The sequence below is a fragment of the Streptomyces sp. NPDC029292 genome (assembly GCF_055569295.1).
Map to the genome: position 1 here is coordinate 708357 of NZ_JBVHXR010000001.1, position 21252 is coordinate 729608.

Below are 21252 nucleotides of genomic sequence, written 5' to 3' on the forward strand. Positions count from 1 at the left end.
CGCGCCCAGGCCCGCGGCGCCGAAGGCCCAGGCGGTGACGCCCTCCCGGGGGCCCCAGCCGCCGACGTTCAGCGGCAGCCCCATGGCGAGCAGGGCCAGCAGCGCGAGCGGCATCAACTGGGCCGCCGACGCGTTGGATCCGGCGACCCGGGCCGCGAGCAGGAACATCGCCAGGTGACCGGCCAGCACCACGACCGACGAGAGCAGCACGCCGGGCCAGCTCCCGCGGGCGAGCAGCGCACCGCGCGCTTCGACGAGCGCGGCGCGGACGGCTCCGTACCGCTGGGGGCGCGCCCTGCCCCTGCGTACCGCGCCGACGGTCACCACCCCGCACACCGAGACGATCGCCAGGACGACGGCGAACTGCCGGGTCTCGGCGAGCACCGGGGACGGCTGCGTGAGCAGGACCGTCACCCCGACGGCCACCAACACCGCCTGGCCGGCGGTCCGTTCGAGTACCACCGCGCGGACGCCGCGGCCGATGTCCCCGGCGCTCTGGCCGTGCCGTACGGCGCGGTGCACATCGCCGAGGACCCCGCCGGGGAGCGCCGCGTTCAGAAACAGGGCGCGGTAGTAGTCCGCGACGGCCGGGCCCAGCGGCAGCCGGATCCGCAGGCCGCGCGCCACCAGACACCAGCGCCAGGCGCTGAACACGGTGGTGAGCAGCCCGAGGCCGAGCGCCGCCACGAGGGTCGGCCCGTCGATCCGCCGCAATCCGTCCAGGAAGACGCCGGTACCTAGCCGCCAGAGCAGCACGCCGAGGATGGCGACGCCGGCGACCGTGCCGAGGTGGGTGCGGATCCGGCGCGACTTGAGGCGGGTACGGATCGAGCGCGTGTCGCTGTGAGTTCGGTTCACACGCGCACCGCGGTGAGACCGGATCACACCCACACCACTGCGAGTTCGCCGCACACCCGCGTCACTGCGGCTTCGATTCACACCCGCGTCACTGCGCCCTCGATTCACACCCGCATCACTGCGGCTTCGGTTCACACCCGCACCACTGTGGGTCTGATTCACACCCTCATCGCCATGAGTCCGGTTCACATCCGCATCGCCGTGAGCCCGCATCACACGCCGAGTGCCGTGAACCCGGTTCACACGCGCGCCACGGGTCCGGGCCGCGCCCGCGTTCACGCCGACTCCCACCCCCTCCACGCCCGCGCTCATGACGCCCCGCCCGTCGGCCGGGGCAGTGCCAGCACGTCACTGTGGTGGACCACCACCCGCAACTCGCCCGCCGCGCACGCCGCGAGGCGGGAGTGCAGATACGACTCCGCACGCGCCGCGAGCTCGGGCCGCTGCTCGCAGGCCGCGCCGACCCAGCCGCGCAGCCACTCCTCCGTGAGGGCGGCGTCGTCGGGGCCGAGCCGCCAGGGGCTCGGATGCACCCGTACCGTCGCGCCGTGCCGGCCGAAGGCCTCGCAGGCCGTCGTGATGGCGTCGGGGCCGAGCAGATCGCCGCGGCGCTGATGGGCGTTGAACGCCTCGGTGAACTCGGCGTCGAGCGGGTCGGCCGGTGCGAGGTCGACGCGGCCCACGACGGAGAGCGTCAGCAGGGCCGGGACCCCGGCGCCCACGCAGGCCGCCGCGAGCTGGTCGATCTCGTCGCCGGTGAGCACGTCAAGGAGTGCGGAGGCGGTCACCAGCGAGCCTCCGGCCAGGGCGTCGGTGGTCAGCCGGCCGATGTCGCCGCGCTGTGTGGTGACCGTGACGCGGCTGCCGTCGGCGGCCGCGCGGGGCGCCCCCACGGTCGCGAAGTGCAGCAGATAAGGGTCCCGGTCGTGCAGGATCCAGTGCTGGGCGCCGTCGAGGCGAGGCGCGAGCCAGCGGCCCATTGAGCCGGTTCCACAGCCGAGATCGTGAATCACCAGGTCACCGTCCCGCCCCGGCACGTTCGCCAGCCGGATGCGCAACGGATCGAGCAACTCGCAGGCCCGCGCGGAGGCATCGGCGCCTTCGCGCAGCTGGAGCCATTGCGGGGCGTATCGCGGCACGTCGTCCACGGCGCCCGTAACAGCGGGCTGCCCCGGCACTCCCGACGGACTCGTCGTCATCGTCACGCCGCCCTCCGAGGTTCCCGGGGAAGTCGGCCGAGGACACCGGCCAGGCTTCGCGCCGTCGTGGCCCAGCCGTCGAGCGCGGCGCGCCGGCCGCGGGCGGCCGCCTTCAGACGGCGCCGTACGTCGGCCTCGCCGAACCAGCCGCGCAGCTCCGCGGCGAGGGCGGCCGGATCCTCCGGTGGTACGAGGATGCCGGGCACCCCGCCGTCGGGTGCGCGTCCGACGGCCTCGGGAAGTCCGCCGACGTCCGTCGCCAGCACCGGGATCCCGCGCGCGAGTGCCTCGGTGACGGCCATGCCGTACGTCTCGGCGTACGAGGTGAGGACCATGAGGTCCGCGGCCGCGTAGCTCGCGTCGAGTTCGGCGCCGGCCTGCGGTCCGGCGAGGTGCAGCCGGTCGCCGAGGCCGTACTTTTCGATCAGGGCCCGCAGCCCGGCGACGTAGGCCGGATCCTGGCCCAGCCCGCCGACGCAGACGCAGCTCCAGGGGAGGTCGGTGACGGTGGCGAGGGCCTCGATCAGCCGGTGCTGGCCCTTGCGCGGAGTGACCGCGGCGACGCACAGCAGCCGTGAGACGCCGTCGGTGCCGGAGGCGAGCGGCGCGATGTCGGCGCCGGGCGCGGCGACATGGACCCGGTCGGGGGCGAGCCCGTGGTGGGCCACGAGCCTGCGGACGGCCCAGTCGCTGGTGGCCACGACGGCCGACACAGCCCGCAGTGTCGTACGTTCCCGGGCGTCCAGCTCGGCGGCCACGGCGGGCGCGAGCCCCCTCTCGTCACCGAGCGGCAGGTGCACCAGGACGGCTAGGCGCAGCCGTTCGGCCTCGGGGACGATGATCTCGGGGACTCCGCAGGCGACGAGCCCGTCGAGCAGAACGACTGTGCCGTCCGGCAACTCCCGGAGCGTACGGGCGAGTTCCGTACGGGCGGCGGCCCCGGGCCGCGGCCACTCGCCCGGGACGGCGTGCCGGTGGACCTGCCAGCCGAAGCCGGGCAGGTCCAGGCAGAGCCGCCGGTCGTAGGCGTTGCCGCCGCTCGGCGCGGTCGGGTCGTCGACGCAGCCCGGCATGACGAAGTGCACGGAGCGCAGGGACATGGGGATGATCTCGGCGTTCTTGAGAGCCGCGTTCTGCACGGGCACGTAGTTCAGGGAAGCCCGGTCGACGTTCAGGGAACCCTGGCCGCCAATCGGAGAAGCCTGATCGATGGTCACGTCGGTCACAGGGCACGCTCGTAACTGGCCCATGCGATGTGGGACTCGTGCAAGGTGACGGTGATGCCCGCGAGGCCGTGGGCGCCCTCGCCCAATGCCCCGGCGTGCACGCGGTCGGCGAGCCGGTCGGCGATGACCTTGGCCAGGAACTCCGTTGAGGTGTTCGTGTCCTTGAAGTCCGGCTCGTTGTCGAGATTGCGGTAGTTCAAGGCGCTCACCACGGCGCCGAGTTCCTGAGTGGCCAGTCCGATGTCGACGACGATGTTGTCGTCGTCCAGCTCGGCGCGGCGAAAGGTGGCGTCCACCAGGAACGTCGCCCCGTGCAGGCGCTGCGCGGGTCCGAAGACCTCGCCACGGAAGCTGTGGGCGATCATCAGGTGATCGCGGACAGTGATGCTGAACAACGGACGACCCTCCAGGTGCGGCGCGTCTGGTCCCCTGCCGGGACCGTGCCGTGTAGTACGGCTGTCCCGTTCTCCTTGTTCAGCTGCTCGTCCCCCTTTCTTCGGAGGTCAGGCAGGTTGTTCAGTGCTCAGACGTCCTCGTAGACCACGCGATGGCACAACCCGGGTATCGATCCGGAGGCGAGCTTCGCCATCACGTCCGGCAGTTCCTCGAAGGCGCACTCACCGGTGATCAGCGCGTCGAAGGCAGGATCGGCGAGCAGTTCGAGGGCGAGCGCGAGCCGGTCGGCGTACGTCCGGCCGGCGCTGCGCGCGGGGGAAACGGAACCCACCTGGCTGCTGCGCACGACCAGACGCCGCGAGTGGAAGGCCTCCCCCAGCGGCAGGCTGACGCGCCGGTCGCCGTACCAGCTGAGTTCGAGCACGGTCCCCTCCTGGCGGAGGAGTTCCAGTGACCGGGTCAGCCCCGCCTCGGTGGCACTGGCGTGCACCACGAGGTCGCACTCGCCCGCCGCGTCCGCGGGGAGCGCGAAGTCCACGCCGAGTGCGCGGGCGATGTCGCCGCGCGAGGGATCGGCGTCGACGAGCTGCACCCGTACCCCCGGGAACCGGGCGAGGAGCGCGGCGACGGAGCAGCCGACCATGCCGCCGCCCACCACGGCGATCCGGTCGCCGATCAGCGGCGCGGCGTCCCACAGCGCGTTCACCGCGGTCTCCACGGTCCCGGCCAGCACGGCGCGCGAGGCGGGAACGGCATCCGGTACGACGGTCACGGCGCTCACCGGGACGACGTACCGCGTCTGATGCGGATACAGGCAGAAGACGGTCCGGCCGAGCAGCGACGCCGGTCCTTCCTCCACTCGGCCGACGCTCAGATAGCCGTATTTCACCGGTGCGGGGAAATCCCCGTCCTGGAACGGTGCACGCATCGAAGCATGCTGACTTTCCGGTACGCCGCCACGGAAGACGAGGGTCTCGGTGCCCCGGCTCACCCCGGAGCAGAGCGTGCGCACCAGCACCTCCCCCTCCGCGGGCGCCGGGACGGCGACGTCCCGTACCTCGCCGTGGCCGGGCGAACTGAGCCAGAGGGCGCGAGCTGTGAGTTCCATGAGCGTCCCCCTGAACGATTCAGCAGATCTTCACGTACGGAGCGGTGACAAGCCGCGCACTGTACGCGGCGTTGATCGACTCTGTCATACGGCCGGAGGATGTGCGGTGGCCCTGAACAACACGTACGACGCGAGGCTCCCTCAGCAGGAGACCATCGTGGGAGCGGGTGTGCAGCTTCTGCTGCTCGCCCTGCTGGGCACGGCGATCGGGATGGGGCCCGCGGGCTGGCTGACCGGTCTGGCCTTCGCGATCGCCACCTGGGCGGTGCTGACCCGCGCCCTGCGCCGCTCGCAACCCCGCTCCTTCGGCCCCGCCAACCGCGTCACCCTCGGCCGGGCGATCCTGGTCGGCGGCGTCACCGCCCTGGTCGCGGACTCCTTCCAGAGCTCGCCCCCGGTCACCCTGCTCGTCGGTCTGACGGCGGTCGCCCTGATCCTCGACGGCGTCGACGGCAAGGTCGCCCGCCGCACCGGAACGTCCTCTCCGCTGGGCGCCCGCTTCGACATGGAGGTCGACGCCTTTCTGATCCTGGTGCTGAGCGTGTACGTCGCGATGGCGCTGGGCCCGTGGGTGCTGCTGATCGGCACGATGCGGTACGCGTTCGTGGCGGCGGCCCGGGTGCTGCCGTGGCTGAACGCCGCGCTGCCCCCGAGCATGGCGCGCAAGACGGTGGCGGCCCTGCAGGGAATCGTGCTGCTCGTCGCGGGCGCCGGGGTCCTGCCGCGCGAGGCGACCGCGGGGGCCGTGCTGCTGGCACTCGCGCTGCTCGTCTGGTCGTTCGGCCGCGACATCGTCTGGCTGTGGCGCAACGGCGGCCGAAAGGCCGTCGAGCGGCCCGCCGGACGGGTCAGCGGGTCGTCGCGGCCGGTTCCGGTGCCTTCTGAGGGCTGATCACATGCCAGTGCAGGTCGGCTCCATTGGTGTCGGCCGGCCGGTGGTTTGCGGTGGACCGGCACAGCGGCGAGGCGTGGTATGTGACCTGATCGCCACCGTCTGACCGGGTGACCGTGACGAGCGTTCCGGCGAGGCCAGGCGCCAGCCGGAGTGCGGCGCCTGGTGGGTCGAGCAGCGGCTTGCGGGTGTCCGTGCAGGGGTCGACACAGCCGATGGTCCCCGTGCGCTCCACGTCGTAGCGGTAGAGATTGCGCCCGTCGGGGTCCGTGAGGACCTGCCCCAGCGTTTCGGTGGCCGCGACCATGACGGTCACCGGCGGGGGTTCGGGCCCGCCCAGGTTCCTCGTCCAATTGACCTTCCCGGAAGCCGAGTCGAGCCCGTAGACCTTGGCGTTCCCGGTGGCCGCGACGACCGTTTTGCCGACCACCAGCGGCTGGGCGTAGACCTGTCCGTCGACGGTGGTGGAGAACTGCCGGCCGAAGTCGGAGCTGGACACCTGGGAGGGCGCGAGACCGGGACCAGGTCGAGGACGCCGAGGGGGATGTCGGACATGGGAAGGCGGCTCCTCAGCGGTCGGCGGGCACGGGCTCGGGCTCCGGCTCGGGCTCGGGCTCCTGCTCCGGCTCGGGCGCCGCGAACACGGGCCCCCAGTCGAACGGCGGGTCCGGGATCTCGCGCCGCAGCACCGCAGCCACATCGGACTGGAAGAGTTCGAGCGAGTCGCGGTGCTGGGTGTCGGTGAGCCCGCTCGCGTCCGCGTGCAGATGCAGCACGGTGTGCCCGAACTGCTCGTGGTAGCGGTGCACCTTCTCGATGATCTGCTGCGGGCTGCCGATCAGCGCCGAACTGCGCTCGACGAAGTCCTCCAGGGTCGGGAAGACCGGCTCCAGGCCGAGCCTCTTCTGGAACGCCAGGTTCCCATCGAAGATCGGCCGGTACGTGGTCAGCGCCTCCTGCGATGTGCGGGCCACGTAGAGGCCCGCCGTCCCCGCGCCCACCGCGATGCCGGCCGGGTCGTGCCCGTAGTACTCCCAGCGTTCGCGGTAGTAGCGGATCAACTCGGCGTACGGCTCGATGGGGTTGGTGACGTTCGCCGAGAAGAGCGGATCGCCGTAGCGGGCGGCGAGATCGACCGACTCCCTGCTCGTCGCACTGCCGTGCCAGACCCGGATGGGCTGCTGGAGCGGCCGGGGCCACACCTCGGCCTCCGTCAGTTCCGGACGGAAGCGTGTCGCGGCGGTCACCTTGTCCTGTCGCCAGATCTGCCGGAACACCTCATAGCTCTCGGCGTTGCGGTCCCACTGGTCCTCGGGCGTGACGTGGAACAGGTCGCGCTGTGCGGCGCCGTTGCCCTTGCCGATGATCAACTCGAGGCGTCCGCCGGAGAGATGGTCCAGGGTCGCGTAGTCCTCGTACGCGCGCACCGGGTCGAGGAGGCTGAGCGTGGTGACCGCGGTGAACAGCCGGATCCGGGAGGTGAGGGCGGCGATGTGGCTGAGGACGACGGGCGGCGAGGAGGAGATGAACGGCCGCTCGTGCCGCTCCCCCACGCCGAAGCCGTCGAAGCCCAGCTCCTCGGCCAGCAGTGCGTTGTCGATCACCTCGCGGAACCGCGCGTTGGTCGGCTTCCGCACACCGGTGACGGGGTGCGGGGCGTGCACGATCAGGGTGATGGCCAGGAACTTCATGACGCGGCCCGCTCAGCCTGCGCGTCCGTGTCGATGGGGGTCCCCCCGCTCATGGGGGTCCCCCCGCTCGAGCGAAGCCGAGAGTGGGGGAGAAGCCGAGAGTGGGGGAGGGCCAGGCCGAGGTGGTCGCGCAGGGTGGTTCCCTCGTACTCCGTGCGGAACACGCCGCGCTCCTGGAGCAGCGGGACGACGGTGTCGGCGAAGCCGTCGAGGCCGCCGGGGGTGATGTGCGGGACGAGGATGAAGCCGTCGCTGGCGTCGGCCTGGACGAAGGAGTTGATCGCCTCGGCGACGGTGGCCGGGGAGCCGACGAAGGCCTGGCGGTTGCCGGTCTCGATGACCAGGTCGCGGATGGACCACTTGTTGGCTGCCGCGCGCTCGCGCCACTCCCGGGCGGTGGCCAGCGGGTCGCGGTACATCCGCACCTGGGCGCGACCGCGGGCGATGCTGTGCTCGCCGAGGTCGGGGTCGATGTCGGGGAGCGGGCCGTCCGGGTCGTACGCGGACAGGTCCCGGTTCCAGACGAACTCCAGGTGCTTGATCGCGGTTGCCCCGCTGACCTGCTGTCGGCGCACCTCGCGGGCCAGCTCCGCCGCCTCGGCGTCGGTGTCGCCGAGGACGAAGGTCGCGGCGGGCAGGATCAGCAGCTGGTCGGGCCGGCGACCGTACCGGCCGAGGCGGCCCTTGACGTCCGTGTAGAACGCCTGCCCCTCCTTGAGGGTGGAGTACCGGCTGAAGATCGCGTCCGCGCTCGACGCGGCGAACTCGCGACCCTCGTCGGAGTCGCCCGCCTGGAAGATCACCGGGCGGCCCTGCGGGCTGCGCGGGACGTTGAACTGCCCTTCGATGTCGAAGTGACGGCCCCGGTGCACGAAGGCTCCGGCCTTCGCGTCGCTCAGGAACGTGCCGGTCTGCTGGTCGGCGACGATCTCGTCCCCGTGCCAGGCGTCGAAGAGTTCGTTCGCGGTGGACAGGAACTCCTTGGCGCGGGAGTAGCGCTCCTCCTGCGGGAGGAAGCCACCACGGCGGAAGTTCTCGCCGGTGAAGGCGTCCCAGGAGGTCACTACGTTCCAGGCGGCGCGCCCGCCCGAGAGGTGGTCGAGGCTCGCGAACTGGCGGGCCACCTCGTACGGTTCGTTGAAGGTGGAGTTGATGGTGCCGGTCAGACCGAGGTGTTCGGTGACGGCGGCGAGCGCGGTGAGGATCGTGAAGGTGTCGGGCCGGCCGACGACGTCCAAGTCGTAGATCTGGCCGCCCTGTTCGCGCAGTCGCAGGCCCTCGGCGAGGAACAGGAAGTCGAACTTGGCGCGCTCGGCGGTTCGCGCGAAGTGGGCGAAGGAGCTGAACTCGATGTGGCTGCCGGCCTCGGGGTCGCTCCATACGGTGGTGTTGTTGACGCCGGGGAAATGGGCGGCCAGATGGATCTGCTTCAGCGGCTTGCTCATGGTGGTACGGTCCCTCCGGCTCAGGCGGTGACGGCGGCGTAGCGGTTGGCGGGGCGGTCGAGGCCCAGCAGCCCGCGCAGGGTGTCGGACTCGTAGGCGCGGCGGAAGGCGTCCCGGCGCTGGAGTTCGGGAACCAGGCCCTGGGTGATCGCGGGGAGGTCGTGGCCCGCCACGGCGGGACGCAGCCGGAAGCCGGTCAGTCCGGCCGACTGCAACTCCTGCAGCAGATCAGCGAGTTGGGCCGGGGTGCCGGTGAAGACGCGTGCGTCACTCGTGTACGGATATCCCGCGAGGGTGTCGAGACGATCCCGGCGGGCCGCGGCGGCGGCCGGATCGTCGTCCAGGAAGACCACCAAGTCGCCGAAGAGGTACAGGAGTTCGTCGGCGCGACCGGCCACCGCCTGCTCGGCGCGGATCTCCTCGACGATGGCACGGGCCTGGTCGGTGTCGTGCGGGGTGACGTAGCCGATGTCGGCGGAGCGGGCCACCAGCCGGAACGGGACGGTCGCGTGCGCCAGGGCGCTGACGATCGGCTGGCCCTGGGGCGGCCGGGGCGTGATCGAAGGGCCCTTCACACTGAAGTGCTTGCCCTCGAAGTCGATGTAGTGCAGCTTGTCGCGGTCCACGAAGCGGCCGGTGGCCACGTCCCGGATCTCCGCGTCGTCCTCCCAGCTGTCCCAGAGCCGCCGCACCGCCTCGACGTAGTCGGCGGCTTCGTCGAAGAGGTCGACCACCACCTCCTGTACGCCGGGGGTGTCGTACTCCTCGATGCGGATCGGCGGGAACGTACGACGGCCGAAGTGCGCGGCCTCGTTCCCGCGCGCCGACACCTGCACACGTACGCCCGCACGGCCGGTGCTCACATAGTCGAGGGTGGCGATCGCCTTGGATGTGTGGAAGGGCTCCGTGTGGGTGGCCACCACGGTCGGCACCAGTCCTATGTGGCTGGTCAGCGGTGCGACGCGGGCGGCGATGAGGACGGCGTCGAGGCGTCCGCGGACCTGGTCCGTACGCCCGTCCGGCTCGGTGACGTGCGAGGACTGGAGCCCGAGCGCGTCCTCGATCGTCACGAAGTCGAGCAGGCCGCGTTCGGCCTCGGTGATCAGCTCGGTCCAGTAGGCGGCGGTGAGCAGTTCACGGGGGCGGGCCACGGGCTCGCGCCAGGCGGCCGGGTGCCAGCCCGCGCCGTCCAGAGCGACGGCGAGGTGCAGAGAAGAAGGAGATGAGGACACGAGAGAGGTGCCTTCCTGATCGACCGTACGAGGGAGCCGGCCCTCGGTACGGAGGGCGCGGCCGCGAGGGCAACAGGTCAGGAGCAACAGAGCGCGCCGGCCACGCGCAACAGGTCGATGTGCGGCCTGGAGTACAGGTGGACGCGGCGGCGTGGGGCGAGCTTCACCACGCGGAGGCGGGACACGGGTCGCACGTGTGTCACCTCCACCCTTCCGGCCCGGCGGACCCTGGGTCGCGCCGGCCTCGCGCTCGCGGATCCCCGACGGGGCGCCGCTCGGTCGTCAACGAACACAACGGCATGGCTATGCCGTTTCTTCCGGCTGTCGGGCTTCTTCCCGCTGTCGGGCTTCTTCCCGCTGCCCGCCCGGAGTGCGCACCAGCACGAACCGCGAGTGGCGGCGCAGGGTGAAGCCGATCGACTCGTAGAGCCGGATCGCGTGGGTGTTGCTCGCGGACGCGTGCAGGAACGGGGTCTCCCCGCGTTCCCTGATGCCCGCCGCGACCGCGCGGACCAGCCGGGTGGCCAGCCCCCGGCCGCGGTGGTCGGGGTGGGTGCAGACCGCGCTGATCTCCGTCCAGCCCGGCGGGTGCAGGCGTTCGCCGGCCATGGCGATCAGCCGTCCGCGGTCCCGGATACCGAGGTAGGTGCCGAGTTCGACGGTACGGGGCAGGAACGGGCCCGGCTTGGTCAGGGCGATCAGGTCGAGGACCTCGGGTACGTCGGCGGGCCCGAGCCGTACCGCTTCGGGGGCGGGTTCGGCGTGCAGAGCCGTGTCGACCAGTTGGACGCCCTGGCCGCTCTGGACGGTCTCCCAGCCGTCGGGGAGGGTCCGCACCCCGGAGACGGGGGTGACGGTGCCCGGCCCGACCAGCTCGGCCAGGTCGTCCCAGGCGCGGGGATCGTCGGGGTCGTCGAGGGCGGTGAACGGGGAGACGTCGGAGGGGTAGCGGGCGGCGCGCCCGACCCGCTCGGCGAAGTCGGCGTGCGGACCGGTCAGCGCGGCCCAGGCGGCGTTGTCCAGGATGTGCGGCTCGGTAGGGCTCTGGGACGGCGTGGCGTGGACGCTGGTGGTCATGGCGGTGCGGGATCTCCGTAACGGGGACTCGGCCGGGCGCGGGCGGGGCTTCGCCGTGTCAGTACGGCGAAGCCCCCCGATGGCGGCGGATCAGGAGTTGGTGAGCGGCAGACCGGGCGGGTTGACCTGGGAGGTGCTGACGGCCTCGTTGGAGAGGTTCCAGGCGTCCAGCCACTTGGCGTACTGGCCGTTCTTGATCAGGTAGTTGATCGCGTCGGCGAAGGGCTTGGCCAGCCCGCTGTCCTTCTTCGTCGTCGCCGCGATCAGGCCCTGGAGCGATGCGCCCGCCCCCGAGAACTTGCCCGCGTTGCGGGTCGGGTGGGGAGTCTTCGCGACCTGGGTGACGTGGTACGCGATACCGGGGTTGGGCCCGAAGTAGGCGTCGATCTTCCCGCTGGACAGCGCCAGATACTGGCTGTTGCTGTCCTGGAAGTACTTGACGGTGAGCTTCTTGCCCTCCTTCTCCAGCTTCGCCTTCCACTCCAGCAGGATCTTCTCCTGGTTGGTGCCCGCGCCCACCGAGACGGTCTTGCCGGCCAGGTTCTCGTAGTCGCCGTCGAAGTTCCAGGTGCTCTTCTTCAGCACCTCGAAGGCGAGGTTGTCCTGCCGGTAGGAGGCGAACTCGTACTTCTTCTTGCGCTCCTCGGTGTCGGTGACGTTCGCGAAGGCCGCGTCGACCTTGCCGCTGTCGATGCCGACGAACAGGTTCTCCCAGGTCGAGTTCTTCACCTCCGGCTTCAGCCCGAGGACCGCGGCCACCAGCCGTCCGAGGTCGGGTTCGGCGCCGGTGAGGGTCTTCTGGTCCTCGCCCACATACGCCAGCGGCGCATAACCCGAAGGCAGGGCGCCGACGCCGATCACCAGCTTGCCGCTCCGGGCGACCGACTTGGGCAGCTCGGCGCTGATGGACTTCACCTCGGACACCTTGAGGTCGGTCTGCTGCGCGGCGCCGTTGGACAGCGCGCCCACGGTGACGGTGCCGGACGCCGCGGTATCGGTCCTGGTGGCCGCGTCGCTCTCGCCCCCGCACGCGGCGAGTCCGCCTGCGAGGGAGGCGACGGCGGCGGACGCGGTGAGGCCGCGAAGGAGTCTGCTGCGGAGGCGGAGGGTACGCATGGCTGTCCTTGTTCGGTGAGCGGTGGCGGTGTGGGGTAAGCAGTGGCGGTGTGGGGGACGCGAGCCCGGGCGGGTTCGCGGGGAGCGGGACGAGCGGCGGGATCAGAGCACCTTGCTGAGGAAGTCCCTGGTCCGCTCGTGCTTCGGGTGGTCCAACACCTCGGCGGGCGGGCCCTGTTCGACGATCCGGCCGCCGTCCATGAAGACCACCCGGTCGGCGACCTCACGGGCGAAGCCGATCTCGTGGGTGACGATGACGAGGGTGGTGCCGCTGGTGGCCAGGTCCTTGATGACGGCCAGCACCTCGCCGACCAGTTCGGGGTCGAGCGCGGAGGTGGGTTCGTCGAAGAGGATGACTCCGGGTCGCAGGGCGAGGGCGCGGGCGATGGCCACCCGCTGCTGCTGGCCGCCGGACAACTGCCGTGGATAGGCGGTGGTCTTGTCGGCCAGGCCCACCCGGCCCAGCAGGGTGCGCGCCAGTTCCAGGGCCTCGGGCTTGCTCAGCCGGCCGGTCGCCACCGGGGCGGCGGCGACGTTGTCCAGCACCGTCAGATGCGGGAAGAGGTTGAAGTTCTGGAAGACGAAGCCGATCCGGCCGCGCTGGGCCAGGATCGCCCGTTCGCTCAGCTCCTTGAGCCTCCCCCAGCCTTCGGCCGGGGGGACCCCCATCTCGCTGCGCTTGCCGTGCCGGCGTACGCCGATCAGCTCGCCGTTCAGGCTGACATGGCCGATCTCGGGCTTCTCCAGGTGGTTGATCACCCGCAGGAGCGTGGACTTCCCGGAGCCGGAAGGACCGAGGATCACCGTGACCTCGCCGGGCTGCACCGTCAACTCCACGCCGTCCAGCACCCGGTGGGCGCCGTACCACTTGTGCACGTCGTGGACCTCTACCGCGGCCGGGCGTATCCCGAGCGTCTCGGCGGTCATATCGCGGCCTCCTTGCGAACGCGGTCCCGCAGGTCACGCAGGCCGGTCCGGACCTTCTGCAGCGGGGTCGGCAAAAGCGTGCGCAGCGCGCCCCGCGAGTAGTACCGCTCGACGTAGAACTGGATGACGGACACGACGCTGGTCAGGATCAGGTACCAGACGGTGGCGACCAGCAGCAGCGGCACGATGTCGCCGGGGTAGGTGCTGCCCATGCTCTGCACGGAGCCGAACAGGTCGAGCAGTGACACGTAGAAGACCAGCGAGGTGCCCTTGATCAGGCCGATCAGCTGGTTGACGTAGTTCGGGGTGATGGATCGCAGCGCCTGCGGGAACACGATCTTCCTGAACTGGTAGCCCTTCGGCAGACCGAGTGCGGCGGCCGCCTCGTGCTGGCCCTGGTCGACCGAGAGGATGCCGCCGCGGACCACTTCGGACGCGTACGCCGCCTCGTTGAGGCTCAGTCCGACGACCGCGACGACCATGTCGGTGGCGAGCCGGGACTCGTCGAAGGTGAAGAAGGCGGGGCCGAACGGGACTCCGAGGCTCACCGTCTGGTAGAGCGCGCTGAAGTTGTAGAGGAAGAGCAGGACGACGATCAGCGGCACCGAGCGGAACAGCCAGGTGTAGATCCAGCTCACCGCGCGCAGCACCGGGCTCCTGGAGAGCCTCCCCAGCGCGAGCACAATGCCACCGAGCAGTCCCAACACGGCGCTGTACACCGTCACTTCAAGGGTGATGAGCAGCCCGTCGAGGATCGTCGGACGCAGGAACCAGTACTGGAAACGGTCCCATTGGTAGAAGGGGTTGGTCACCAGCCCATGGCCGATCTGGGCGAGCAGGACGAGCACGATCGCCGAGAGGATCCAGCGTCCTGGGCGGCGCAGGGGCAACACGCGCTGCGCCGCCGACGGCTGTTTCACGGTGTGGTCGGGCGGTGCGGCGACGAGGGAGACCACGGCGCCAGGGGGTTCACTCATGAGGGAGCTCCAGCGGAGTCGGACATCCCGGGCGGCGAACGCGACGGCACCGCGGCGGCACGGGGGAACACCGCGGAAGACGAAGAGCGGGAAGACGCCGGTACCGGGTGCTGGGCGGGCAGAGGGCGCACCGCGGCGGCGGTGCGCGTCAGAGATTCAGAACGCCGTCAGCCTTGACAGCGCGCGGGGCCCGAAGCGGTACACAGGGCGCTGTTGACGCGGAGCAGATCGACGCAGCGGTTCGCGCACAGCAGGACGCAGCCGCGGGGCCGCTGTGCGGCCATCCCCTGCGCTGCGTACATCGCCGTCACCATCACTGTTCCTGCCCCTGGGGCCTCGCGCTTACCGAACGTCATCCGGTCCGGTCGTCACCTGGGGCACCCCACCGCGATGCGAGGGTTGCCGGACAGCGAGCCAGGGCTTTTCGCTGACACTCATGACCGATCTGCGGCGTAAGTTAGGCACGCCCGGAAAGGAATGTCAACGTTCACCGACCGGGATGACCACGTGGTGAGACCGCCTACACGCCGTCTTGACGACTTCACGGAGCGCGCTGACACTGGCGAGGACGGTCACGATTGTCAGCGCCCATCACGCGGTTCGTCCGCGCGGTGCGGTTGATCGGCCCCGGCCCGCTGACAGGCAACCCTTCCACCGCGACGGGGTGCCCCGGGTGACGACCTGGTCCCGCCGGTGCGGCGGGGCAAGCGCGGTCTCGCAACTCGCGGGCCCTGAACGCGGGACCGGTGGGAATGGCCAGGAACTACCTGACGAGACGCCTGCACATCGACCTGCTGCGGGTCTCCAGCGCGTACTAGTCCGGACCGTCGCGCGCGCTCAGCGCCGGCAGCCGGTCCGAAAGCGCAGTCACTCCGTTCCGCCGCTGCCGCCCAACAAGCGGCCGGGGCTTCGCCATTCCCATGGAGAGTCATGCCCGAGACAGTTTCGCGCGGTTCAAGCACAGCCACTTCGAGTGCGTGCGCCACAAGCGCCGCCACCACTTCGACCGCGTGCGCGTCGGACACGTACGCACCGCACACGGCTCCTTCGACCGCGTGCGCCTCGGACACGTACGCACCGCACACGCCCACTTCGACCGCGTGCGCCTCAACTGCGCGTGTTCCGAGCCCCTTTGCTTCGGTGTCAGGCGCTCGCCCCTGGGGCGCCGCTCCGTCCGTGTCCCCTCGACCGCACGGCATCCGCAGCCGCATCGGCGTCGGCCTGGCCGGTGGTTTCTACCCGGCACCGCACCGCTATCAGCTGTACCTCTCCGAGGGCTGTCCGCGCTCGCTCCGCATTTCGATCACCCTCGACCTGCTCGGCCTCAAGGACTCGGTCGCCAGCACCCTCCTGGCCCACCCCGCCCGGACACCGGAGGCCTTCGCCTCGCTGCGCAGCGCCTACGAGGCCACCTGGCACCACTACGACGGCCCGCTGACCGCGCCCGCGCTGTGCGACCGCTGGAGCGGACGCATCGTCAGCAATCACACGCCCGACATCCTTCGCGATCTCGCGGGCCTGCTGACCGACCACGACGGAGCCCGCGTCCCGCTGCTGCACCCGCCGGCCCGCACCGCGGACATCGACGCCCTCGGTGAACTCCTCGACCAGGACGTCACCTCGACCGCACGGCCGGAGGCCCGGTCGGCGACGCTGGACCTGCTGGACCGTCAACTCGCCTCGAATACCTATGCGTTGGGCGAGGAACTGACCGCCGCGGACGTGGACCTCTGGGCGGCGCTCACCCACCTCGACGCGACCGAAACCCTCTCCCGGCGCAGCCACCTGCGGGACTACGTGCGCCGCCTCGACGACCATCCTGCCTTCCGGGAGGCGACTCACTAGGACACGAGCGACCGGACCTCGTTCACGAGCAACCGGCCCGTGTCCACCGCGCCGGAGACCAGGCGGGTACGGGTGAGAGCAAAGGCCGGTTGGCGCTCGCGGTCGGCGAAGGCGATGCTGCCGCCGCTGCCGTGGTGACCGAAGGCGGTGCGTTCACCTGCCGTTTCGGGCAGGCCCAGGAAGTAGCCGAGCCCCTTGGCGTGCCGCGCGAGGAGCATCCGGTCCTTTCCTTCGACGGCCAGGGCCGAGGCCCCGGCTCACACCCCGGCGTCGACGGCACGCAGTGTCTCGATCACCTCCCGGTCGGAGAGCTGCTCGAAGTCGTCGTACCACTCGCCCACCGACTGGAAGAGCGGGGGCTGGTGTGCGCAGATCACGTCGTCGGCCTTCTGTCGCAGGTCGGAGCCGCTGTCGGAGCACACCGGCACGGCCAGGACCAGCCGGGCGGGCCCCTGGCGGCGCAGTTGGGTAAGCGCCGCCCGCGCGGTGACGCCGGTGGCCAGGCCGTCGTCGACCAGGATCACGGTCCGGCCCTTGATCCGCGGAGCGGGCCGCCCCTCCCGGTAGAGGCGCTCCAAGCGGTGGATCTCCGTTCGCTGCCTGGCGATCTCCGACGCGAACTGGCCCTTCGTAAGATCGAGAAATGCCAGCGCGGCCTGGTCGAACAGGGGCGGATCGTCGCCCGCTATCGCGCCGATCCCGACTTCCGGCCGCCCCGGAAGGCCGATCTTGCGCACGACCAGCAGGTCCAGCGGCGCGTTCAGGGCCCGTGCGATCTCCGCAGCGACGGGGACACCTCCGCGGGGCAGGGCCAGGACGAGGGGATCGGTCAGGTCGTGCCCCTTCGCCCATTCCGAGAGCAGGCGGGCCAGCTCCTGTCCGGCCTGCCGGCGGTCATGGAAGCGCATGACGCCTCGCCTCCCGCTCGTACAGTCATGTCCTCTCGGCGGGCGAGTACCCGCCCTCGGGCCTCCTGATCACCTGCGCGTGGCCGGCTTCGAGGCGACCGTATCCCCCGCTGGGCCCGCATCCTGGGCGCGCGTCCCGTATACCGACACGTCCCGAACGAGAAGCAACATCAACTGGCTAGACTACGCACCCTCGTGCACGTGATCGCGCCACGTCCGATCACAGCGGTTCCCGAAGGGTTTCACGCTTGATAGCCATCGAAGATGTCAGCAAGCGATACGCCGACGGCACGGTGGCCGTCGATCGCCTGTCCCTCCAGATACCGAACCACTCCATCACCGTTCTCGTCGGGCCCTCGGGCTGCGGCAAGACCACCACGCTGCGCATGATCAACCGCATGGTCGAACCCAGCAGCGGCACGATCAGGGTCAACGGCGAGGACATCCTGCGCCGACCGGTCAATGCCCTGCGCCGGTCCATGGGGTACGTCATCCAGAACGCCGGGCTCTTCCAGCATCGCACCGTCCTCGACAACATCGCCACGGTGCCGCGGCTGCTCGGCTGGTCCAAGCAGCGCGCCAGGGCCCGCGCGGCCGAACTCATGGAGCGCGTCGGCCTCGACCCGGGCATGGCCCGCCGCTATCCGTACCAGCTCTCCGGCGGCCAGCAGCAGCGTGTCGGCGTGGCCCGCGCGCTGGCGTCGGACCCGCCGATCCTGCTCATGGACGAACCGTTCTCCGCGGTCGACCCGGTCGTCCGCCGCGGCCTCCAGGAGGAGTTGCTGCGCATCCAGGGCGAACTCGGCAAGGCAATCGTGTTCGTCACCCACGACATGGACGAGGCGATCACGATCGGCGACCGCATCGCCGTACTGCGCACCGGTGGCAGACTCGCTCAATTCGCCACCCCCGACGAGCTGTTGTCATCGCCCGCCGACCCGTTCGTGGAGGAGTTCCTGGGCGCCGACCGGGGCATCCGCGGTCTGTCGTTCCTGTCCACCCGCGACCTCGAACTGGACCGCTCCCGGGTCTTCCCGGTCGGCTCCGACTGGCAGGAGATCGCCGGACGCGACGGAGAGCGGACGCCGGGGCTGGTGACCGACGCCGACGGCAAGCCGCTGGGCTGGGCCGACCTCGGCGCGTGGGACGGTGACGTCCAGGCCCTGGAGCCGTACGGGCAGGGCTTCGAGGTGGGCCGGGACTCGCTGCGGGTCGCGCTGGACCGGGCGGTGCTGTCGCCCACGGGTCAGGCGGTCGCGGTGGACGGGGCCGGACGGGTGCTGGGGATCGCCGGGCAGGAGACGGTCGCCGCGGCGATCCGCGCGGCCCGGCTGCGGCGGGCCGCGGACGCCCCGCCGGGTCCGCGGCAGGGCCCGCCGCAGGACTCGTCGCAGATCAAGGCCGTGCGATGAACGGGTTCTTCGACATACCGAGCGACCTCCAGGACAGCTATCTCGGCCTGATCTCCGGGCACATGCAGGAGGCGCTGATCCCGGTGCTCGTCGGTCTCCTGCTGGCGCTGCCGATCGGCCTGTTGTGCGTCCGCTTCGACTGGCTCTACCCGCCGGTGCTGTGGACCTCCACGGTGCTGTACGCGATCCCGTCGATCGCCTTCTTCGTGGTGCTCATCGACTACACGGGGCTGAGCCGGCTGACGGTGATGATCCCGCTGTGCCTGTACAGCCTGGTGGTCCTCGTCCCGGCGGTCGTCGACGGCGTCCGCTCGGTCCCGGAGGAGACGAACGCTGCCGCCGCGGCGATGGGCATCGGTTTCGTACGCCGTTACCTCCAGGTCCAACTACCCATCGCCGTACCCGCGATGATGGCCGGACTGCGGGTGGCGACCGCGTCGAGCATCAGCCTGGTCAGCGTCGGTTCACTGATCGGCAACCAGGGCGCGCTCGGCAATCTGCTGACCACCGCGATGCTCTACCACCGCCCCCTCCTCGCCGTGAACTCGGTGGTCACCACGGCCGTCCTCGCGGTGCTGGTCGACGCCCTGCTGGTCCTGCTGCGGCGGGTGCTCACCCCCTGGCAGCCACCCTCGGGCCGCAAGGCGGGGCGCCGGACGTCCAAGATCGCGAGCACCGCCCGTACACCGGAGAGCGTCTCGTGAACGTACTCGACTTCATGCAGTCCTTCTTCAGCGACGGCTCTCACTGGCACGGCTACGACGGCATCCCGCAGCGCGTGTGGGAGCACCTCCAGTACACCGCCGGAGCGCTCGCGATCGCCGCGGCCATCGGCCTGCCCATCGGCCTGGTCACCGGCCACACCGGTCGTGGCGGCAACGCGCTGGCCTTCGTCTCGGCGGGAGCCCGGGCGCTGCCGACCTTCGGGCTGCTGGTGCTGATGTTCGTCTGGCTCGGCCTCGGCATCCTGCCCGTGATGATCCCGCTCGTGGTGCTGGCGATCCCCCCGATCCTCATCACCACGTACGAGGCGATCCGCACGGTGGACCCCTCCCCCGTGGACGCGGCCCGCGGCATGGGCATGTCGGAGGGGAAGATCCTGTTCCAGGTCGAGGTGCCGGCGGCGTTGCCGCTGATCCTCAGCGGTCTGCGCTCGGCGGCGATCCAGATCGTGTCGACGGCGACGATCGCGGCCTATGTGGCCCTGGGCGGGGTCGGCCGGTACATCCTGGACGGCCTGTACCAGCGCAACTACGAGAAGGTGGCCGGCGGGGCCGCCCTCACGGCCATCCTGGCGCTGTGCGTCCTCGTGCTGTTCTGGGCCGTGGCCCGGGTGGCGGTGTCCCCGGGAGTGCGCAGGCGCCGGTCGGCCTGACGGCCGCGGCACGGCGGGGACGGACCTCGGGCCCGTCCCCGCTTCACCGCTCGGCGGTGGCCAGGGCGTGTTCGAGGACGACGAGGAGCGCGTCCCGTACGGACCCGCGTTCGCGTGCGTCGAACACGGTGAGCGGCACATGATCGGCCACGTCGAGGGCCCACCGTACGTCGTCCAGATCGTGCTCGACCTTGCCGTCGAAGGCGTTCACCGCCACCGCGAAGGGGATCTCGCGGTGCTCGAAGTAGTCGACCGCCGCGTAGCAGTCGTCGAGGCGCCGGGTGTCGACGATGACGAGCCCGCCGAGCGCGCCCTCGACGAGGTCGTCCCACATGAACCCGAACCGTTCCTGGCCCGGGGTCCCGAAGAGATAGAGCTTCAGGGTCGGGTCGAGGGTGACGCAGCCGAAGTCCATCGCGACCGTGGTCGTCATCTTCTCCGGGGTGTGGGTGAGGTCGTCGACGCCCGCGGCGACCGAGGTGATGGACGCCTCGGTGGTCAGCGGCTCGATTTCGGAAATGGCGCCCACGGTGGTGGTCTTGCCCACGCCGAAGCCGCCCGCGATCACCATCTTCACCGGCAGCGGCGGCCGGGGCCCCTGGGTGTCAGCGCTCACGGATCGCGCCCCGGGAGTCGGGGATAGCTCGGAGACCATCGATAACCCTTCGCAATACGGTGGCGTCGCGGGCGGATTCGGCCTGCGGTGCGTACAAAGCCAGTTGACCGTCGGCGCGCAGATCGTCGGCGAGCACTCTGATCACATTCAAGTGCATCCGCAGTTTCGCCGCGATCTCCGCCAGCGACTGCGGCCGGCGGCAGATCGTGATGATGTCGCGGTGCTGGTCGAAGACGAAGGCGTCAAGAGCGGCCAGGCCCACATCCGTTGCCACCACCTGCGTCTCGATCGGGATCGGCGGTACGAGACTGTCGCCGCCGGCGATCCGCCCCGCGGTCAGCAGGAAGGGCCGGACGATCGACGCCGGGGGCTCCGCTCCCCACACGTCGTCGTCGGCTGATGGCTCGCCCGCCGTCATCGCGTCCTCCCCCTCACCTCGCGGGGCGTCACCGGTCCATGTGATGCCCCGTCGGCCGTCAACCGGTCGGCGCGATGCCCACGGTGTTCTTCAGCTCCATGACCAGCTGCGGGCTCAGGACGGCACCGGCGCGGTTGGCGAAGAGCGTCATCTCGTACGCGATGTTGCCGAGCTTCGCCTCCTTCGAGGCGACCACGCCGAGCACCGCGCCCGCGCCGAGCGCGGACACCAGGACGTGTCCCTCCTCCAGGTCGATGATGACCTTGTTCAGGCCACCGAGGCCGTAGTTGCCGGACGCCCCCATGGCAAGGCTGGTGATACCGGAGACGATCGCGGCGAGCCTCTCCGAGTCGGCCTGTCCGCGCAGTTGGGACACCGCGATCAGCAGACCGTCGGAGGAGACACCGATGACGTCGACCACCCCGGCGGTCTCGGTGGCGAATCGATTGAGCAGCCAATTGAAGTCGGCAGCGGCGGCCTTCACGTCCGTCACCGGTTCCATGGCCGCGGATTCCGGCTCGCCTGTCCACATGG

At 70.7% G+C, this 21252-nt stretch carries 24 protein-coding genes, 1 pseudogene and 2 riboswitches; of the genes and pseudogenes, 6 read left to right on the forward strand and 19 right to left on the reverse strand.

All coding sequences use genetic code 11. From position 1 onward, the window contains the following. Positions 1-6 precede the first annotated feature (6 nt). From ACZ4WS_RS03255 to ACZ4WS_RS03275, 5 genes and pseudogenes are all read right to left on the reverse strand, one after another. Positions 7-1170 (reverse strand): annotated as a pseudogene (locus tag ACZ4WS_RS03255) (lysylphosphatidylglycerol synthase transmembrane domain-containing protein); the annotation flags it as partial. After that, positions 1167-2057 (reverse strand): class I SAM-dependent methyltransferase, encoded by an 891-nt coding sequence (locus ACZ4WS_RS03260; protein WP_467976636.1) that lies wholly within the window; start codon positions 2055-2057, stop codon positions 1167-1169. The gene ACZ4WS_RS03260 and the pseudogene ACZ4WS_RS03255, both read right to left, overlap by 4 nt. Before the next feature lie 2 nt (positions 2058-2059). Further along, positions 2060-3283, reverse strand: a complete 1224-nt coding sequence (locus tag ACZ4WS_RS03265; RefSeq protein ID WP_467976637.1) for a glycosyltransferase family 4 protein — start codon at positions 3281-3283, stop codon at positions 2060-2062. Next, positions 3280-3678: a 6-pyruvoyl trahydropterin synthase family protein gene (locus ACZ4WS_RS03270; RefSeq protein ID WP_405884104.1), complete on the reverse strand. Its 399-nt coding sequence runs from the start codon at positions 3676-3678 to the stop codon at positions 3280-3282. The genes ACZ4WS_RS03265 and ACZ4WS_RS03270 overlap by 4 nt, the downstream gene beginning before the upstream one ends. A 128-nt stretch (positions 3679-3806) precedes the next feature. Continuing rightward, the gene (locus tag ACZ4WS_RS03275) at positions 3807-4787 is read right to left on the reverse strand and encodes a zinc-dependent alcohol dehydrogenase (protein ID WP_467976638.1); all 981 of its coding nucleotides are present in this window, start codon (positions 4785-4787) and stop codon (positions 3807-3809) included. Positions 4788-4893: 106 nt separating this feature from the next. Between ACZ4WS_RS03275 and ACZ4WS_RS03280 the strand changes: the two genes are divergently transcribed. Continuing rightward, positions 4894-5679 carry a CDP-alcohol phosphatidyltransferase family protein gene (locus tag ACZ4WS_RS03280; protein WP_467976640.1) on the forward strand — a complete coding sequence of 262 codons (786 nt, stop codon included), beginning with the start codon at positions 4894-4896 and terminating at the stop codon, positions 5677-5679. Here the strand turns inward: ACZ4WS_RS03280 and ACZ4WS_RS03285 are convergent. The 9 genes from ACZ4WS_RS03285 to ACZ4WS_RS03325 form a co-directional block, all read right to left on the reverse strand. Beyond that, positions 5636-6178, reverse strand: a complete 543-nt coding sequence (locus ACZ4WS_RS03285) for an outer membrane protein assembly factor BamB family protein (protein WP_467976641.1) — start codon at positions 6176-6178, stop codon at positions 5636-5638. The genes ACZ4WS_RS03280 and ACZ4WS_RS03285 overlap by 44 nt on opposite strands. Positions 6179-6248: 70 nt before the next feature. Beyond that, the gene (locus ACZ4WS_RS03290) at positions 6249-7370 is read right to left on the reverse strand and encodes an LLM class flavin-dependent oxidoreductase (protein ID WP_467976642.1); all 1122 of its coding nucleotides are present in this window, start codon (positions 7368-7370) and stop codon (positions 6249-6251) included. Beyond that, positions 7367-8815, reverse strand: a complete 1449-nt coding sequence (locus ACZ4WS_RS03295) for an NtaA/DmoA family FMN-dependent monooxygenase (protein WP_467976644.1) — start codon at positions 8813-8815, stop codon at positions 7367-7369. The genes ACZ4WS_RS03290 and ACZ4WS_RS03295 overlap by 4 nt, the downstream gene beginning before the upstream one ends. Positions 8816-8835: 20 nt before the next feature. Continuing rightward, positions 8836-10047 carry an LLM class flavin-dependent oxidoreductase gene (locus tag ACZ4WS_RS03300; protein ID WP_467976645.1) on the reverse strand — a complete coding sequence of 404 codons (1212 nt, stop codon included), beginning with the start codon at positions 10045-10047 and terminating at the stop codon, positions 8836-8838. Positions 10048-10124: 77 nt separating this feature from the next. Then, positions 10125-10241, reverse strand: a complete 117-nt coding sequence (locus tag ACZ4WS_RS03305) for a putative leader peptide (protein ID WP_467976647.1) — start codon at positions 10239-10241, stop codon at positions 10125-10127. A 109-nt stretch (positions 10242-10350) separates the two neighbouring features. Next, positions 10351-11124 carry a GNAT family N-acetyltransferase gene (locus ACZ4WS_RS03310; RefSeq protein ID WP_467976648.1) on the reverse strand — a complete coding sequence of 258 codons (774 nt, stop codon included), beginning with the start codon at positions 11122-11124 and terminating at the stop codon, positions 10351-10353. Between the two features lie 90 nt (positions 11125-11214). Continuing rightward, positions 11215-12240 carry an ABC transporter substrate-binding protein gene (locus ACZ4WS_RS03315; RefSeq protein WP_467976650.1) on the reverse strand — a complete coding sequence of 342 codons (1026 nt, stop codon included), beginning with the start codon at positions 12238-12240 and terminating at the stop codon, positions 11215-11217. Positions 12241-12342: 102 nt separating this feature from the next. Continuing rightward, on the reverse strand, positions 12343-13167 hold the full coding sequence (locus ACZ4WS_RS03320) for an amino acid ABC transporter ATP-binding protein (protein WP_467976652.1): 825 nt from the start codon (positions 13165-13167) through the stop codon (positions 12343-12345). Next, positions 13164-14144 (reverse strand): amino acid ABC transporter permease, encoded by a 981-nt coding sequence (locus tag ACZ4WS_RS03325; RefSeq protein ID WP_467976654.1) that lies wholly within the window; start codon positions 14142-14144, stop codon positions 13164-13166. Before ACZ4WS_RS03325 ends, ACZ4WS_RS03320 begins: the two co-directional genes overlap by 4 nt. Before the next feature lie 333 nt (positions 14145-14477). Continuing rightward, a riboswitch (SAM riboswitch) is annotated at positions 14478-14586 on the reverse strand. A 128-nt stretch (positions 14587-14714) separates the two neighbouring features. After that, a riboswitch (SAM riboswitch) is annotated at positions 14715-14860 on the forward strand. A gap of 36 nt (positions 14861-14896) precedes the next feature. On the opposite strand from ACZ4WS_RS03325, the gene ACZ4WS_RS03330 reads away from it, so the two are divergent. Both ACZ4WS_RS03330 and ACZ4WS_RS03335 read left to right on the forward strand, forming a co-directional pair. After that, complete coding sequence (locus tag ACZ4WS_RS03330; protein ID WP_467977160.1) at positions 14897-14962, forward strand: putative leader peptide; 66 nt, start codon at positions 14897-14899, stop codon at positions 14960-14962. A 358-nt stretch (positions 14963-15320) separates the two neighbouring features. Beyond that, the gene (locus tag ACZ4WS_RS03335; RefSeq protein WP_467976656.1) at positions 15321-15989 is read left to right on the forward strand and encodes a glutathione S-transferase C-terminal domain-containing protein; all 669 of its coding nucleotides are present in this window, start codon (positions 15321-15323) and stop codon (positions 15987-15989) included. Here ACZ4WS_RS03335 and ACZ4WS_RS03340 read toward each other — a convergent pair. Continuing rightward, positions 15986-16207 carry a hypothetical protein gene (locus ACZ4WS_RS03340; protein ID WP_467976658.1) on the reverse strand — a complete coding sequence of 74 codons (222 nt, stop codon included), beginning with the start codon at positions 16205-16207 and terminating at the stop codon, positions 15986-15988. The two genes, ACZ4WS_RS03335 and ACZ4WS_RS03340, sit on opposite strands and share 4 nt — an antisense overlap. 39 nt (positions 16208-16246) lie before the next feature. Further along, positions 16247-16897: a phosphoribosyltransferase gene (locus tag ACZ4WS_RS03345; protein ID WP_467976659.1), complete on the reverse strand. Its 651-nt coding sequence runs from the start codon at positions 16895-16897 to the stop codon at positions 16247-16249. 248 nt (positions 16898-17145) lie between these two features. Here ACZ4WS_RS03345 and ACZ4WS_RS03350 point away from each other — a divergent pair, with 248 nt between their 5' ends. The 3 genes from ACZ4WS_RS03350 to ACZ4WS_RS03360 are packed head-to-tail and all read left to right on the forward strand — an operon-like array spanning position 17146 to position 19684. Then, positions 17146-18309 (forward strand): ABC transporter ATP-binding protein, encoded by a 1164-nt coding sequence (locus ACZ4WS_RS03350; protein ID WP_467976661.1) that lies wholly within the window; start codon positions 17146-17148, stop codon positions 18307-18309. After that, positions 18306-19013 (forward strand): ABC transporter permease, encoded by a 708-nt coding sequence (locus ACZ4WS_RS03355; RefSeq protein WP_467976663.1) that lies wholly within the window; start codon positions 18306-18308, stop codon positions 19011-19013. Before ACZ4WS_RS03350 ends, ACZ4WS_RS03355 begins: the two co-directional genes overlap by 4 nt. Continuing rightward, on the forward strand, positions 19010-19684 hold the full coding sequence (locus ACZ4WS_RS03360; protein ID WP_467976665.1) for an ABC transporter permease: 675 nt from the start codon (positions 19010-19012) through the stop codon (positions 19682-19684). Before ACZ4WS_RS03355 ends, ACZ4WS_RS03360 begins: the two co-directional genes overlap by 4 nt. Before the next feature lie 43 nt (positions 19685-19727). Here the strand turns inward: ACZ4WS_RS03360 and ACZ4WS_RS03365 are convergent, their stop codons facing one another. The 3 genes from ACZ4WS_RS03365 to ACZ4WS_RS03375 are packed head-to-tail and all read right to left on the reverse strand — an operon-like array spanning position 19728 to position 21250. Beyond that, a complete protein-coding gene (locus ACZ4WS_RS03365; RefSeq protein ID WP_467976667.1) occupies positions 19728-20339 on the reverse strand; it encodes a GTP-binding protein in 612 nt (203 codons plus the stop codon). Further along, a complete protein-coding gene (locus tag ACZ4WS_RS03370; RefSeq protein ID WP_467976668.1) occupies positions 20290-20718 on the reverse strand; it encodes a DUF742 domain-containing protein in 429 nt (142 codons plus the stop codon). Before ACZ4WS_RS03370 ends, ACZ4WS_RS03365 begins: the two co-directional genes overlap by 50 nt. A gap of 58 nt (positions 20719-20776) precedes the next feature. Beyond that, complete coding sequence (locus tag ACZ4WS_RS03375; RefSeq protein WP_467977162.1) at positions 20777-21250, reverse strand: roadblock/LC7 domain-containing protein; 474 nt, start codon at positions 21248-21250, stop codon at positions 20777-20779. Positions 21251-21252: the final 2 nt, after the last annotated feature.

Coding starts and splice junctions, on each gene's coding strand:
- ACZ4WS_RS03345 (WP_467976659.1), bottom strand. CDS start 16,897: ATGCGCTTCCATGACCGCCGGCAGGCCGGACAGGAGCTGGCCCGCCTG.
- ACZ4WS_RS03295 (WP_467976644.1), bottom strand. CDS start 8,815: ATGAGCAAGCCGCTGAAGCAGATCCATCTGGCCGCCCATTTCCCCGGC.
- ACZ4WS_RS03370 (WP_467976668.1), bottom strand. CDS start 20,718: ATGACGGCGGGCGAGCCATCAGCCGACGACGACGTGTGGGGAGCGGAG.
- ACZ4WS_RS03340 (WP_467976658.1), bottom strand. CDS start 16,207: ATGCTCCTCGCGCGGCACGCCAAGGGGCTCGGCTACTTCCTGGGCCTG.
- ACZ4WS_RS03355 (WP_467976663.1), top strand. CDS start 18,306: ATGAACGGGTTCTTCGACATACCGAGCGACCTCCAGGACAGCTATCTC.
- ACZ4WS_RS03375 (WP_467977162.1), bottom strand. CDS start 21,250: ATGTGGACAGGCGAGCCGGAATCCGCGGCCATGGAACCGGTGACGGAC.
- ACZ4WS_RS03275 (WP_467976638.1), bottom strand. CDS start 4,787: ATGGAACTCACAGCTCGCGCCCTCTGGCTCAGTTCGCCCGGCCACGGC.
- ACZ4WS_RS03325 (WP_467976654.1), bottom strand. CDS start 14,144: ATGAGTGAACCCCCTGGCGCCGTGGTCTCCCTCGTCGCCGCACCGCCC.
- ACZ4WS_RS03290 (WP_467976642.1), bottom strand. CDS start 7,370: ATGAAGTTCCTGGCCATCACCCTGATCGTGCACGCCCCGCACCCCGTC.
- ACZ4WS_RS03320 (WP_467976652.1), bottom strand. CDS start 13,167: ATGACCGCCGAGACGCTCGGGATACGCCCGGCCGCGGTAGAGGTCCAC.
- ACZ4WS_RS03310 (WP_467976648.1), bottom strand. CDS start 11,124: ATGACCACCAGCGTCCACGCCACGCCGTCCCAGAGCCCTACCGAGCCG.
- ACZ4WS_RS03315 (WP_467976650.1), bottom strand. CDS start 12,240: ATGCGTACCCTCCGCCTCCGCAGCAGACTCCTTCGCGGCCTCACCGCG.
- ACZ4WS_RS03260 (WP_467976636.1), bottom strand. CDS start 2,057: ATGACGACGAGTCCGTCGGGAGTGCCGGGGCAGCCCGCTGTTACGGGC.
- ACZ4WS_RS03365 (WP_467976667.1), bottom strand. CDS start 20,339: ATGGTCTCCGAGCTATCCCCGACTCCCGGGGCGCGATCCGTGAGCGCT.